Here is a 14385-nt window from a genome sequence, read left to right on the forward strand (position 1 = left end):
CTCGGATGCTGAGAGGGCTAGTGAACTGAGGAGCGTTCTGTAGTCGTGATCGAGATCTCGCCCTCGAGAGAGCGGTGTACAGGGCACTTGTCGGCAATGACGAGCAGAGAAGCTCGTTGCTCATCGGTGAGTTCACCCTCGAAGGTGAGCTCACGAGTGAAATGCTCGACCATGCCCTCGGTTGAGGTGCAGTGCTCGCACGTGGCCGCATCGATCCGCTCGCGAGTGAGGCGCACGCTTACCGACTTCAGCGGCATCTTCTTGCGGTCGGCGTACATCCTGATCGTGATGGAGGTGCAGCTTCCGAGACCAGCCAAGACGAAGTCATACGGTGCAGCGCCATGATTCTCGCTCAGCGGTGCAGGCTCATCAGAGATCAGTTCGTGCCCCGACGCGAATACTCGCTGTTCGTAGCGCGCCGGACCGCTCTCGGTGACGATCACCGAGCTGCCGTCGGCAGTAATAACCGCGCTCGGGTTGACAACCGCAGCGGTTTTTGTGCCAGTGTCGCTCTTTGTCGGCTGAGGAGCCGCCGCGCCGTCGAAAGCATAGCGAGCTGACCACGCCGCGATCATGCTCGCCGCGAAAGCAGCATCGTCCCGATTGCTCAGGAGATGATCCGCGCCATCGAGCGCCACAAAAGACTTGGGGTGCTTCGCTGTTTCGAAAATCTCTCGCGCGTTGTCGACCCCCACCGTCTGGTCGATGGGGGAGTGCATAACCAACAGGGCGGCATCAAGATCGCGCAATCGAGCGGACTGCGGTTGGGCGGCGATGTCGTCGAGGAGTTGCTTGCGGATGCGGAACTCGCGACCGCCCAGCTGAACCATTGCTTCTCCCGCAGCCGCAATCTCGGCGCTGGCGTGGGCGAAGAGATTCGTGATGTGCGCCGGATCGCTTGGGCTGCCGAGTGTGACGACAGCACGAGTCGACGGCACGCGGTGCGCGGCAGCGAGCACTGCGGCTCCACCGAGTGAGTGCCCGATAAGAATCGTAGGCGCACGGTAGTTGGTGCCGAGGTATTCGGTGGCGGCGACGACATCGTCGATGTTCGAGCTGAAGTTGGTATTCGAGAAATCACCGTCGGAGCCGCCCAAGCCCGTGAAGTCAAAACGCAATACGGCGATGCCGTAGTCAACAAGTGCTTTCGAAATGCGTGAGGCAGCGAATGAGTCTTTCGAGCACGTGAAGCAGTGCGCGAAAAGGGCGAAAGCAGAAGGAGTGCCATCGGGGAGGTCGAGACGCGCCGCCAGCATGGAACCGTTGGAGCCGGGGAATTCGATCTTCATTATCCGTTACCACTTTCGTATCGACGTGCTCCAGCGTTTCTTATCCGGATACCGGATGCAACGTCCCCATGCTCTCAGTTCTTCCCGTTAACGCCAGAACGGCCGACAAAGACGGTGTCTTGGTCGGCCGAACGGGTAAGAAGATTACTCTGCTGCACCTGCAAGCGAACCACTGATCTGGTTGCCTGAGGGGTCATAGACGAGGCACAAGATTTCGCGGTCGCCCTCTGACCAGCTGCCCTCAGTGGGGTAGTACCAGGAGAAGTCGTAGACCGAGTCTTCGTAGTCCGCGCCGATAAAGGTTCCGAACTCTGCGTAGCAGTCAGCCGTCGCCTGATCTTCGATTGCGGAGTCACCGGGGAAGTCACCCTCGGCCATGTAGGACGCAGCGTAGACCTCAGCATCGTGCGGCTCCGCGCAGTCGACGGTTTTGGTGCTGGAAACTTCGCCACCGTCTTGGTTGCCGACTTCACAGTCGCCAATAACGAGGCTGAAGATGTCTTGCGTGGTGCCGGCTCCGGGGTCGACGGCATCCGAAATTTGGTTGGTAACTTGATCGAGGATGCTGCAGCCACTGAGCGCCACTGCTGCAACAGCAATGGTGGCGATGGCGAGCGTCCGGCGCCAGATGTTCTCTGTCGTCATGGAAGTGGGTCTCTTTCGTCTGAGGTAGTCACGCTTCGTTCTGGTCAAGCTTAGTGAAACTCAGCGTATTCACAGCTAACAGAAGCGGGCGAAACCCTAGTGAGAGCTCAAAAACCCCAGAACTTCGTCATGAAGTACGCCATTTGTTGCCAGAGCGTTACCTTCCCACGGTCCCGGAACGCCTTCAACAGAAGTGAAACGACCACCCGCCTCCAACACAATGGGGATCAACGCTGCCATGTCATACGGCTTCAAGTCGAATTCGCCCACGACGTCGAGCGCACCTTCGGCGAGCAGCATGTACGCCCACATATCGCCGATCGCGCGCGAACGCCACGTGGCACGAGTCAACGCAACGACCGCATCGAGGCGACCAGCTTCATCCCAGCCCGGCAGGCTGTTGTAGCTGATGGATGCTGCCTCAAGCGAAGACACCTTGCTCACTGAGATCTGTTCGGGCTCGCCATCGCGGGCCTGAGCGAAAGCGCCGTGACCAGTTGCCGCCCACCACCGCTTACCCAGAGCGGGGGAACTGACCACGCCAACCTGGGGCACACCATCGATGACGAGCGAGATAAGCGTTCCCCAGATGGGGACGCCGCGCAAAAAGTTGGAGGTGCCATCGATGGGATCGATAATCCACTGGCGGTTCGAGTCTCCGGCCTCGCCATACTCTTCTCCGAGAATCGAGTCTCCGGGGCGGGCAGCAGCAATTCCGGCACGGATGCTGCGCTCAACAGCTTTGTCGGCATCCGTCACAGGCGTGCGGTCGGGCTTTGTCGTGATCTCAAGGTCCAGCGCGGTGAAGCGGTCGAGCGAGATGAGGTCAGCATCGCCGGCGAGGGCGAGCGCGAGGGAAAGATCGTCGGCGAGAGTGTATTCGGTCACGACTACACGCTAGCGGAACCGAGTGTCGTGATGAGCCGCTGGAACGAGTCGAGGCGCAACTTGCCGACCTCGCCGAGCGCTCCGCCAGCGACCGCTTCTGCAATCGCGCAGTCGGGAGCATCGGGCAAATGAGTGCAGCCGCGCGGACATTCTTCGGCAAGCTCGGCCAAGTCAGTAAAGGACGACAAGATCTTGCTCGGGTCGATGTGACCGAGGCCAAAGGATCGAACTCCGGGAGTATCGACAACCCAGCCGGTGCCCACGCGATACGAAATGGTCGACGATGACGTGTGACGCCCACGCCCGGTGACCGCATTGACATGGCCGACCGCGCGATTAGCGTCGGGTACAAGAGCATTCACGAGCGTCGATTTGCCCACTCCCGAGTGGCCGACCGCAACCGTAGTGTGGCCTTCCAAGAGCGCGCGCAGCTCGTCAAGGGGAACCTCATCTGAACGGCTCTCGATCACTGTCAGATCGAGACCCGCAAAGTTCTCCAAGAACGGCGCCGGATCTTGCAAGTCAGTCTTGGTGATGCACAGGATGGGATCAATCCCCGCATCAAAGGCCGCCACGAGATAGCGGTCAACTAGGCGCGGCCGTGGCTCCGGGTCGGCGGCGGCGACAACAATCAGCATCTGGTCGGCGTTGGCGACGATGATGCGTTCAACGGCATCCGTGTCGTCGGCGCTGCGGCGAAGCAGCGTGGTGCGCTCGCGGATGCGGACGATACGCGCGAGAGTGCCATCGGTGCCGCTCGTATCGCCCACGAGATCGACCCAGTCACCCGTCACGACAGACACTTTGCCCTGCTGGTTGCGACCGAGTTCGCGGGCCCGAGCGGCAATGATTTGGCGTTCGTCTGGCGTGCCCTCGTCTACCCAAATTCCGTAGCGACCGCGATCGACGCTGAAGACGCGCCCCTCAATGGCGTCGGCGTGGTCGGGGCGAATCTTGCTTCGCGGCTTGTTGGCTTTGGGGTTCGGCCGCATGCGAATCGAGCTCTCGTCGTATTCGCTGTACTTGCGGTCGTCATCGTCGTCGTCGCCGGTGAGCCAACTCATCGTTAGAGCAATCCGAGAGTGTCGGTGGTCAGCGGTGCGTCGCCGACGAGCGTGCGCCACAGCTCCGGGAACTGGGGGAGCGTCTTGGCGGTCGACTCGATGCCCTCGATCTCTACGCCCTCAATGGCGAGACCGATGATGGCGCCGGCGGTCGACATCCGGTGGTCTTCGTAGCTGTGCCATACGCCACCGTGCAGTTCGGCCGGCTCAATGTGAAGACCGTCGTCGAGTTCGGTGACGGATCCGCCGAGTGCGTTGATCTCGGTGCGGAGCGCTGCGAGACGGTCGGTTTCGTGGCCGCGCAAGTGACCAATTCCTGTGATGGTGCTCGCGGATGACGCCAGCGCAGCGATCGCCACGATTGCGGGAGCGAGTTCGCCACCGGTAGAGAGGTCGAGCTCAATGCCGGGGTAGCGCTGGCCGCCCACGACGCCTACGCCGCCATCGACAGTGAGCGCACCATCTTTGCGCGTGACCGTCGCGCCGAAAAGGGGAAGCAGCTGCTCAAGGTCAGCACCGACCTGAGTGGTTGACTCTGGCCAGCCTTCGATCGTGACGGTTCCGCCGGCCACGATCGCAGCCGCCAAGAACGGCGCGGCATTAGAGAGGTCGGGCTCGAGCGCCACGTCGATCGCACGGATCGGGCCAGCGGGAACAACCCACACCCCGGGTTCCGGACTCTCCACCGTGACCCCACGTGCAGCTAGGCATGCGACCGTCATCTCGATGTGCGGCATGCTCGGCAGCTTGTCGCCGGTGTGACGAAGCGTCAGCCCCTTCTCAAAGCGTGCTGCCGCAAGAAGAAGACCAGAAACGAATTGGCTGGATGCCGAGGCATCGATGCTGACGTCGCCGCCGGCAACCGTGCCCATGCCGTACAGGCTGAAGGGGAGGGTTCCGCGACCGTCGTCGGACACATCCACGCCGAGCGCTCGCAGCGAGTCAATCGTGGTGCGCATGGGGCGACGAAGGGCAGCTTCGTCGCCATCAAAAGCGACCGGTCCGAGGGCGAGCGCCGCAACGGGCGGCAGGAAACGCATGACCGTTCCTGCGAGACCACAATCGATTGAGGTGCCACCTTCGAGTTCGCCCGGGGTGACGTGCAGATCGGGACCGAAGGCGTTGCCGGTCGGGATCTCCGTGATCCCGACGCCAAGCGCACGCAACGCTTGAATCATGAGAGCGCTATCGCGCGAATGAAGAGGCGAGTGCAATCGCGATGGGCCATCGGCGAGAGCAGCCAAGACCAATTCGCGGTTCGTGAGGCTCTTGCTTCCCGGCAAACTCAGCGATGCGGAGAGTGCGTGAGTGACGGTCGGCGCCCGCCAGTTTCCGGGCACCGTGGTGTCTGGCACCGTCTCGTCGTCATACGGGCTGAACTCTGGGTTGGAATACTTAGATACGAACATCAGTTACTAAGAGTATCGGCGTTTAAGACCCCACGGAGGAGGCGCCCGTATGACCGTAGTACTGAATACTCAGCAGGATGCCGTCATCAGCGAACTAGAATTGTCGCTAATGACTACCGACAGAGTTGAGCCCAGCGCCACCGATGCTGCCGCTGACGAGAAGCGACGACAGTTTGAAGAGCAAGCGCTGCCCTTTATGGACCAGCTTTTTGGCGCTGCAATGCGGATGACCCGCAACCCTACGGACGCTGCAGATCTCGTTCAAGAGACCTTCATCAAGGCGTTCCAGGCGTTCGGACAATTCCAGCAGGGCACGAACTTGAAGGCCTGGTTGTATCGCATCCAGACCAACACCTTCATCAATATTTACCGCAAGAATCAGCGCAACCCGTATCAGGGCACGATCGATGATCTTGAAGACTGGCAATTGGGCGGCGCAGAATCTGTCACTCAGTCTGTCTCGACACGGTCGGCTGAAGCAGAAGCTATCGATCACTTGCCCGACAGTGCGGTGAAGGATGCTCTGCAATCTATTCCCGAAGACTTCCGCCTTGCGGTCTACTTCGCCGACGTCGAAGGCTTCTCCTATCAGGAGATCGCCGACATCATGAAAACCCCCGTAGGCACCGTAATGAGTCGACTGCACCGTGGCCGTCGCATGTTGCGTGAACTACTAGCCGACTACGCGCGTGACCGCACCCCCGGCACGCCAGCAGCATCAAGGAGCACGAAATGACCGACTGCGGTTGCGAAAAAGCAAAAGCCGAACTCGAGGAATACCTCGACCGCGAACTCAACGAGGCCGACTTTCAGGATGTCTCAAACCATCTCGACAACTGCGAGTCCTGCTCAAGCGAACACCTTGTGGCGCTCGCGTTGAAGCTCAAGGTCAAGCAGGCCTGCCGCGAGACGGCCCCGGATGATCTGCGCAGCGCGATCTTGTCGAAGCTGGCGGGCGCCTAAACACTCTCTAGCGCTGAGCGCCTACGGTTGCTCACCGCGAACACGAAAGCGGGCACCCTCCTCGGAGGATGCCCGCTTTCGTGGTTAACGCGGTTGCGGTTACGGCTGGGTAATCGCGTGGTCGATCAGTTCGGCCTGCTCGAGCGCGCTGCGCTTCGACGAACCGGTCGCCGGTGAGGCGGATGCCGGACGCGATGCGAGCTTGATCTCACGCGACTGAATGTGGCGCTGGAGTTCCAGGCTGATGAACGGCCAGGCACCCTGGTTCTCAGGCTCATCCTGAGTCCACACGATGTCAGCGTTCGGGTACTTGTCAAGAACCTCGGTCATGTCGGCAACGGGGAGCGGGTAGAACTGCTCCATGCGCACTACAGCAATGTGCTTGATCTCGCGCTTGTCGAGCTCAGCGGCAATGTCGTAGTAGGTCTTGCCTGACGTCACGATGACGCGGGTGACGGCTGACTTGTCGTCGAGACGCACGTCGTCGAGAACGGGCTCGAAGCGACCACTCGTGAAGTCAGCAACGTCGCTGGTGGCACCGCGCAGGCGAAGCATCGCCTTGGGGGTGAACACGATCAGCGGACGGCGCGGACGCGAGTAGGCCTGGCGACGTAGCAAGTGGAAATACGATGCCGGCGTCGACGGGCGAGCCACGATCATGTTGTTCTCGGCACACATCTGCAGGTAGCGCTCGATGCGGGCGGAGGAGTGGTCGGGACCCTGGCCTTCATAGCCGTGCGGCAGGAGCATGACGACGCTTGAACGCTGAGCCCACTTCTGCTCGGCGCTCGAAATGAACTCATCGACGACGATTTGGGCACCGTTGGCGAAGTCACCGAACTGGGCTTCCCACATGACCAGAGCATCGGCGCGTTCTACCGAGTAGCCGTACTCGAAGCCGAGAGCGGCGTACTCGCTGAGCAGCGAATCGTAGATCCAGAAGCGCGACTGGTTCTCGGAGAGGTTCTGCAGCGGCAGCCACTCTTGACCGTTTTCGCGGTCGTGGAGCACAGCGTGGCGCTGAACGAAGGTGCCTCGACGAGCATCCTGACCGGCCATGCGCACCGGGGTTCCCTCGAGGAGAACAGAACCGATAGCGAGCAACTCGGCAAATGCCCAGTCGATTCCGCCCTTGCGGCTCATGTCAGTGCGCTTCTTCAACAGAGCCTGCAGCTTCTTGTGCACGGTGAAGTTCGCCGGCGGGTTCGCGTGAGCATCACCAATGAGGTGAACAACGCTCTCGTCGATGCCCGTCGTGATGGGCTCTCCGATAGCATCGTCGCGCTGCGAGCCGGGACGCTCAAGGTCAGAAACTCCGTTGCCATCCTTGCTGAGGATCGGCATCGAACCGGTCTGAGCGGCATGCGTTTCGGCAAAGGCGCGCTCAAGGCGGTCTTGGAAGTCCTGATGGCTGGCTTCGTACTCTTCCTGAGTGATGTCGCCACGACCGACGAGACCCTCGGTGTAGAGAGTACGAACGGAACGCTTGGCTTCGATCAGGTTGTACATCAGCGGCTGCGTCATCGAGGGGTCGTCGCCCTCGTTGTGACCGCGGCGGCGGTAGCAAATTAGATCGATAACAACATCGCGGTGGAACTTTTGGCGATAGGCGAAGGCGAGCTCAGCAACGCGAACAACAGCTTCAGGGTCGTCACCGTTCACATGGAAGATCGGTGCCTGAACAGTCTTGGCAACATCCGTCGAGTACTGCGACGTGCGGCCCTCGCTCGGCGGAGTCGTAAAGCCAACCTGGTTGTTGATGTTGACGTGGATGGTTCCACCCGTGCGGTAGGCACGCAGCTGCGACATCTGCAAAATCTCAACGACGATGCCTTGACCGGCCATGGCCGCGTCTCCGTGAACCATGACGGGCAGAACAGCGTAGGAGCCAATCGGGCGACGGTCTTGCTTGGCGCGGACGATTCCCTCGAGAACGCCATCCACCGCTTCAAGGTGCGAAGGGTTAGCGGCAAGATAGACAGGGATCTGACGACCGTCAGCTGCCGTAAAGGTGCCCTCGGTGCCGAGGTGGTACTTGACGTCACCCGAACCCTGAACGGTGCGGGGGTCTTGGGTTCCCTCGAACTCACGGAAGATTTGACCGTAGGTTTTTCCGGCGATGTTCGTGAGAACGCTCAGGCGGCCGCGGTGGGCCATACCGATGGCAACCTCTTCAAGGTTGGCTTCTGCGGCCTTCTGGATGACAGCATCCAGCAGCGCAATTGTCGACTCTCCACCCTCAAGGCTGAAGCGCTTCTGGCCGACGTACTTGGTCTGCAGGAAGGTCTCGAAAGCTTCGGCTTCGTTGAGCTTGCCCAGGATGCGCATCTGCTCGTCGTGGCCAGGCTTGCTGTACGGCTTCTCGACGTGATCCTGGATCCAGCGGCGCTGTTCCGGGTTCTGAATGTGCATGTACTCGATGCCAACGGTGCGGCAGTAAGCATCACGCAGGGTGCCAAGAATCTCCCGCAGGAGTGCTTGGCGCTTGCCACCGAAACCGCCAGTGACGAACTCACGGTCGAGATCCCAGAAAGTGAGGCCGTGACTCGAGATGTCGAGGTCAGGGTGTGAGCGCTGACGGTACTCCAGCGGGTCAGTGTCAGCCATGAGATGACCACGAACGCGGAACGAGTTAATCAGTTCCTGAACGCGCGACGTCTTGTTGATGTTGTCGGCGAGGTCGACGTTGATGTCGTTGGCCCAGTGAATGGGGTCGTAGGGGATGCGCAACGCTGCGAAGATGTCTTCGTAGAAGTTGTTGGCACCGATGAGGCGCTCGTGGATCTTCTTGAGGAACTCACCCGAACCAGCACCCTGAATAACGCGGTGGTCGTAGGTGCTCGTGAGGGTAACCGTCTTGCCGATACCCAATTCGGTGAGGGTACGAAGGCTTGCACCCTGGAACTCGGCCGGGTACTCAAGCGCTCCTGCACCGACGATCGTTCCCGAACCGCGCATGAGGCGGGGCACAGAATGCTCGGTGCCGATCCCACCCGGGTTGGTCAGCGAAATCGTGTTGCCCATGTAATCGGGGCCGGTCAGCTTGTTCGCGCGAGCGCGGGACACCACATCTTCGTAGGCAGCAAGGAACTCGCCGAAGCCCATGGTCTCGGCGTTCTTGATGCCGGGAACAACAAGCGCACGGGTGCCGTCCGGCTTCGGCATGTCGATGGCGATGCCGAGGTTGATGTGCGCCGGAGTGACAACAGACGGCTTGCCGTTTGGCTCGTCGTAGAAGACGTTCTGGCTGGGGAACTCTTTGAGAGTTTCGATGATGGCCCACGCGATGAGGTGGGTGAACGACACCTTGCCACCGCGAGCACGCTTCAAGTGGTTGTTGATGACAATGCGGTTGTCGATCATGAGCTTCGCGGGAATGGTGCGAACGCTCGTAGCGGTCGGAACCGTGAGGCTCGAGTCCATGTTCGAGGCGAGGGCTTTCGCAGCGCCTCGCAGGGGAGCAACCGCGTTTACCGTCTTGGGCTTAGCAGCGGCCTCGGCCTTGAGGGTCTCGATCGGAGTGGTTGCAGGGGCCTCGGCCGGGATCGGCTGCGGCTTCGGCTCAATCGACGTGGTGCGGGCGATTGGCTGGCTGCCCGTGCTGGGGTTTGCCTCATCGACGAAGGACTTGGCGTCGGCTGCGGGAGCTGCGGGAGAAGCAGCGGCGGCGGGAGCTACTGCGGTGGCGGCCGACGAGGCGGGAGCCGCGGGAGCTTCAGGAGTTGCGGCGGCGGGCTGCGGTGCAGCGGGCGTCGTCGCCGGGGCTGCGGCCGGAGCATCCGGAGTCGTCGACGTGGGAACGGCGCTTGACGGAGTCAAGTCAGCCGAGGGCTGGTAGCTCTCGAGAAAGGGCCACCAGGATTCCGCTACTAGATTCTTGTCTTCGAGGTACTTTTCGTACATCTCGTCGACCAACCATTCGTTGGCCCCGAAGTCGCTCGAGGAGTCTCCGTCCGCTGCGGTTCCGGTTACTTGGCCTGACACGTCAAACCGCCTACTTTCAGTTCTGGTGTTCACAAAAACGGCGCGCGGTCTGCGCGCCAGACATCCCTCCCAATGTTAATCGCTTTGTTGTGCGTCTGCTGGTCGTGGGGCGGCGATCTCCGTTATTTTCCTGACTTTTCTGCAGATTGTTTTCATCTGGTGGCAATTAGGCTCGTCACCATGGATTTCTACGAGACCAGACCCACGCACGACTTGACCTACTCAGACGTGTTTTTGGTTCCCAGCCACTCCGCGGTGGGGAGTCGGATGGCAGTTTCGCTGGCACCCGGTGACGGAACGCCCGCGACCATTCCGCTCGTAGCATCCAACATGAATTCCGTGACAGGGCCACGGCTGGCCGCTAGCCTCGCACGCCGCGGCGGACTCGGCGTGCTCCCGCAAGACCTCAGCGACGATGACATGGCCGACGCCCTCGCGTGGGTGCGCGATCAGCCAAGCGACCTCGACTCGGCAGTTTTCTTGAGCCCGCACGACACCGTTGAGAAGGCGCTTCTGCTCGTGCCTCCGCTGCCAGGGCACGGGGTTGTGCTCCTGAACGACGGCGAACTCGCCGGAGTCGTAGATGCCGAACAGCTGGCCTCGGCAATGCCCGGTGCAGCGCTCGGCGATATCGCTCGCGCTGACACGCAGGCGATCGAGCGGGCCGAGTTTGGCAGCTCCCGTGAACTTTTCGACCTCCTCGTAGAGCGAGGAATCTCCTTCGCGCCCGTCGTAGTGGGCGCGACAGTGGTGGGAACCACAAGCAAGACAAGTGCGCTCCGCTCGACGCTCTACACACCAGCCCTCGACAGCCACGGCAAGCTTGCCGTCGCTGCAGCACTCGGCATCAACGGCGACGTGGGGGCGCGTGCGCGCGCTCTCGTCGCTGCCGGTGCGTGTGCTCTCGTTCTTGACACCGCGCACGGACACCAAGAAGGCATGGTGCGCGCGATCGAAACCGTCGCCGCCCTCGACCTCGGCGTACCGCTAGTTGCAGGCAACGTGGTGACGAGCGCCGCCGTGCGAGACCTTGTTGGAGCAGGAGCAACCATCATCAAGGTCGGTGTCGGCCCCGGCGCTATGTGCACCACGCGCATGATGACCGCGGTCGGCCGTCCGCAGTTCTCCGCAGTGCTTGAGACGGCGGCAACCGCGCGCGAACTCGGCGCCCACGTGTGGGCTGACGGCGGGGTGCGCTACCCGCGTGACGTTGCACTCGCGCTCGCCGCTGGCGCAGCATCCGTCATGATCGGTTCGTGGTTTGCTGGCACGATCGAAGCCCCAGGCGAACTGCGTCACGATTATGCCGGTGCGCTCTACAAAACCAGTTGGGGGATGGCGTCGACCAAGGCAGTGCGGGCTCGCTTTGGTGGCCTCGATGCTTACGATCTCGCTCGCAAAGAACTCTTTGCTGAGGGGATTTCTGGCTCCAAGATCTATCTTGATCCCGCTCGACCGTCTCTCGACGATCTCGTCGACATGATCACGTCGGGGGTGCGCAGCTCGTGCACCTATGCCGGGGCGGCCACTTTGACGGAGTTCCGCGAGCGGGCGTTGGTGGGCATCCAGTCGGCTGCCGGGTACGAAGAGGGAAAAGCCCTGCCCGTCAGCTGGTAGTAGATCGGCAGTTCCTAAGGAATCTGTCCTATAATTGGGCCCATAATGGACGACCCTCCCTCTAGTTGTCGCCGGGGCCCTTCTCCGTGCGACCATCACCTGTTTCTCGCCCGTTCTCTACCTACCTCCGCGGCTGGAGGTGAACTGTCATGAATGAATGGCTTCTCCTCGCCGCCGGCCTCGTGCTGACCGTCGGCACTGGCTTCTTCGTCGCCTCTGAGTTTGCTCTCGTCAACCTCGATCGTTCCGATCTTGAGTCACGACAAGAGCGGGGCGAAAAGCGACTTTCCCCCGTAATCGCGGCGCTCAAGCACACGTCGACTCACCTGTCGAGCGCCCAGCTGGGAATCACTCTCACGACTCTTCTCGCTGGCTATACCCTCGAACCGGCCTTCAGTATTTGGCTATCGGTTCCGCTCGGCGAAGTGCTCCCCGAGGGCGTTGTGGTCGTGCTTGCTAGCGTGCTGGCGATCACCTTTGCCACGCTGCTCTCTATGATCGTGGGCGAGCTGGTTCCCAAGAACTTTGCTCTCGCGTTGCCACGCGCCACCGCAAAATTTGTCGTGCCGTTCCAAGTTCTTTTCACGACGGTGTTCAAGCCGGCCGTGAGCCTGCTCAACAACACGGCGAACGCGATCCTCCGTTCCGTGGGAATCGAGCCGAAAGAAGAATTGTCGGGCGCTCGCACGGCAGAAGAGCTGACATCCCTCGTTCGCCGCTCGGCTAGCCAAGGCAGCTTGGAAGCGGACACTGCCACACTGCTCGCGCGCACGCTCGCCTTTGCCGATCACACGGCGCAAGACGTGATGACGCCGAGGCCGCGGGTTGACAGCATCGACCGCACCGACAGTGCGCAAGACGTCATTGACCTCGCCAAGCGCACCGGCTTTTCTCGCTTCCCTGTGATCGACGACAGCATCGACGATGTTGTGGGCTTTGTGCACATCAAGCAGGCCGTTGCGGTGCCCCACAAGAAGCGAGCCGACGTGCCCGTTTCTGCGCTGCAGACCGAAGCGCTCCAAGTGCCAGAGACGATGCGATTGGATGCTCTGCTCTCAGAACTGCGCGGACGCGGCTATCAGATGGCTGTAGTCGTTGACGAATACGGCGGGACTGCCGGAGTCGCTACTCTCGAAGACCTCGTGGAAGAGCTTGTCGGTGAAGTGTCCGACGAGCATGACCGCTCCAAAGCGGATGTGGTGCGTTCTCGTGACTGGTTCACGTTCCCCGCAATTCTGCGCCCCGATGAGCTTCTTGAGCGCACGGGCGTTGAAGTTCCCGAAGAGGGACCATATGAAACGGTTGCGGGGTGGCTCATGAGCGAACTCGGCCGTGTGCCGCGCACCGGCGACACCATCTCCGCCGCCGGCGGAGTGTTCCGCATTGAACGACTGGAAGGTCGACGCATCGACCGCGTGAGGTTTACCCCCGATCCGATTGACGCCACAAGCGATGCCGAGGTGGTGCGCTAATGGACGTCTGGGGAATCATCTGGCTTTTCGTTCTGCTCATCATCAATGCCTTCTTCGTGGGGGCAGAGTTTGCCGTCATTTCGGCGCGACGCTCACAGATTGAGCCGCTTGCGGCATCCGGTTCACGTTCGGCAAAGACCGCGCTGTGGGCGATGGAACACGCAACGCTCATGCTCGCGGCGTGCCAACTGGGCATCACCGTGTGTTCGCTGCTGATTCTGAATGTGTCAGAACCGGCGATTCACCACTTGCTCGAAGTGCCACTGGCGCTGACCGGGCTAAGCGAAGAACTGATCAGTACTGTGGCGTTTATTCTCGCGCTGATCATTGTCTCGTTCTTGCACGTCGTGCTCGGAGAAATGGTGCCCAAGAACTTGTCGTTCTCGATTCCTGATCGTGCGGTGCTCATCTTGGCGCCGCCGCTCGTGTTCATCGCGACAGTCTTCCGCCCCATCATCGTTGCCCTCAACGCGATCGCGAACGGCATCCTGCGGCTCTTCAAGGTTGTGCCGAAGAACGAAGCGAACAGCGTATTTACTCTCGACGAGGTCGCCACGATTGTTGCCCAGTCGAAGCGAGAAGGCGTGCTGATGGATGCCGGTGGCACTCTCACCGGTGCGTTTGAGTTCACCTCCAAAAAGGTTCGGGATGTCGCAATCCCGATGTCGGGGCTCGTCACGCTGCCCGAAGCTGCCGCACCTGCCGATCTCGAAAAGGCGGTCGCTCAGCGTGGATTCTCGCGCTACATCCTGCTGAACGATGCGGGGGAGCCCACGGGCTACCTGCATTTGAAAGACGTCATTGACCTCGACGAGAGTGAATTCTCGGAGCCAGTGCCGCCGAAGCGGATTCGTCAGCTCATTTCGATGTACTGCGAGACTGACCTCGAAGATGCGCTGGCGACAATGCGTCGTTCGGGAGTGCACGTTGCTCGCAGCTTCGATGCCACAGGCGAGACAACGGGTGTGCTGTTCCTCGAAGACATCATTGAAGTGCTCGTCGGCGAAGTGCAAGACGCCACCCGGCGTCGCTAGCGGCGTTCTCAACTATCGTT

General features: G+C 61.0%; 11 protein-coding genes. 5 read left to right on the forward strand and 6 right to left on the reverse strand.

Going from position 1 to position 14385, the window contains the following annotated elements; all coding sequences use genetic code 11:
• Window positions 1-17: 17 nt before the first annotated feature.
• The 5 genes from ACWFSR_RS04765 to aroA all read right to left on the reverse strand — a co-directional run bounded on the left by ACWFSR_RS04765 (window position 18) and on the right by aroA (window position 5295).
• Entirely contained in the window at window positions 18-1289 is a 1272-nt protein-coding gene (locus ACWFSR_RS04765; RefSeq protein WP_447523214.1) for a bifunctional alpha/beta hydrolase/OsmC family protein, read from the reverse strand.
• Window positions 1290-1433: 144 nt separating this feature from the next.
• Window positions 1434-1934 (reverse strand): septum formation family protein, encoded by a 501-nt coding sequence (locus tag ACWFSR_RS04770; protein WP_197108998.1) that lies wholly within the window; start codon window positions 1932-1934, stop codon window positions 1434-1436.
• Window positions 1935-2030: 96 nt separating this feature from the next.
• The gene (locus tag ACWFSR_RS04775) at window positions 2031-2822 is read right to left on the reverse strand and encodes an inositol monophosphatase family protein (protein WP_447523215.1); all 792 of its coding nucleotides are present in this window, start codon (window positions 2820-2822) and stop codon (window positions 2031-2033) included.
• 2 nt (window positions 2823-2824) lie between these two features.
• A complete protein-coding gene (gene rsgA / locus ACWFSR_RS04780) occupies window positions 2825-3886 on the reverse strand; it encodes a ribosome small subunit-dependent GTPase A (protein ID WP_197108996.1) in 1062 nt (353 codons plus the stop codon).
• A gap of 2 nt (window positions 3887-3888) precedes the next feature.
• Entirely contained in the window at window positions 3889-5295 is a 1407-nt protein-coding gene (gene aroA / locus ACWFSR_RS04785) for a 3-phosphoshikimate 1-carboxyvinyltransferase (RefSeq protein ID WP_447523216.1), read from the reverse strand.
• Window positions 5296-5404: 109 nt separating this feature from the next.
• Between aroA and ACWFSR_RS04790 the strand changes: the two genes are divergently transcribed.
• Both ACWFSR_RS04790 and ACWFSR_RS04795 read left to right on the forward strand, forming a co-directional pair.
• Window positions 5405-6031, forward strand: coding sequence for a sigma-70 family RNA polymerase sigma factor (locus tag ACWFSR_RS04790; protein WP_231601028.1), 627 nt, complete (start codon window positions 5405-5407; stop codon window positions 6029-6031).
• A complete protein-coding gene (locus tag ACWFSR_RS04795; protein WP_197108994.1) occupies window positions 6028-6258 on the forward strand; it encodes an anti-sigma factor family protein in 231 nt (76 codons plus the stop codon). The genes ACWFSR_RS04790 and ACWFSR_RS04795 overlap by 4 nt, the downstream gene beginning before the upstream one ends.
• A gap of 99 nt (window positions 6259-6357) precedes the next feature.
• Here ACWFSR_RS04795 and ACWFSR_RS04800 read toward each other — a convergent pair whose 3' ends face one another.
• Window positions 6358-10242 (reverse strand): multifunctional oxoglutarate decarboxylase/oxoglutarate dehydrogenase thiamine pyrophosphate-binding subunit/dihydrolipoyllysine-residue succinyltransferase subunit, encoded by a 3885-nt coding sequence (locus tag ACWFSR_RS04800; RefSeq protein ID WP_447523217.1) that lies wholly within the window; start codon window positions 10240-10242, stop codon window positions 6358-6360.
• 180 nt (window positions 10243-10422) lie between these two features.
• On the opposite strand from ACWFSR_RS04800, the gene guaB1 reads away from it, so the two are divergent.
• The 3 genes from guaB1 to ACWFSR_RS04815 all read left to right on the forward strand — a co-directional run bounded on the left by guaB1 (window position 10423) and on the right by ACWFSR_RS04815 (window position 14365).
• A complete protein-coding gene (gene guaB1, locus ACWFSR_RS04805) occupies window positions 10423-11859 on the forward strand; it encodes a GMP reductase (RefSeq protein WP_447523218.1) in 1437 nt (478 codons plus the stop codon).
• A gap of 149 nt (window positions 11860-12008) precedes the next feature.
• Window positions 12009-13331, forward strand: a complete 1323-nt coding sequence (locus ACWFSR_RS04810) for a hemolysin family protein (RefSeq protein ID WP_197108991.1) — start codon at window positions 12009-12011, stop codon at window positions 13329-13331.
• Window positions 13331-14365 (forward strand): hemolysin family protein, encoded by a 1035-nt coding sequence (locus tag ACWFSR_RS04815; RefSeq protein ID WP_197108990.1) that lies wholly within the window; start codon window positions 13331-13333, stop codon window positions 14363-14365. Before ACWFSR_RS04810 ends, ACWFSR_RS04815 begins: the two co-directional genes overlap by 1 nt.
• The last annotated feature ends 20 nt before the right edge of the window (window positions 14366-14385 follow it).

It is taken from the genome of Salinibacterium sp. NYA9b (assembly GCF_976973725.1).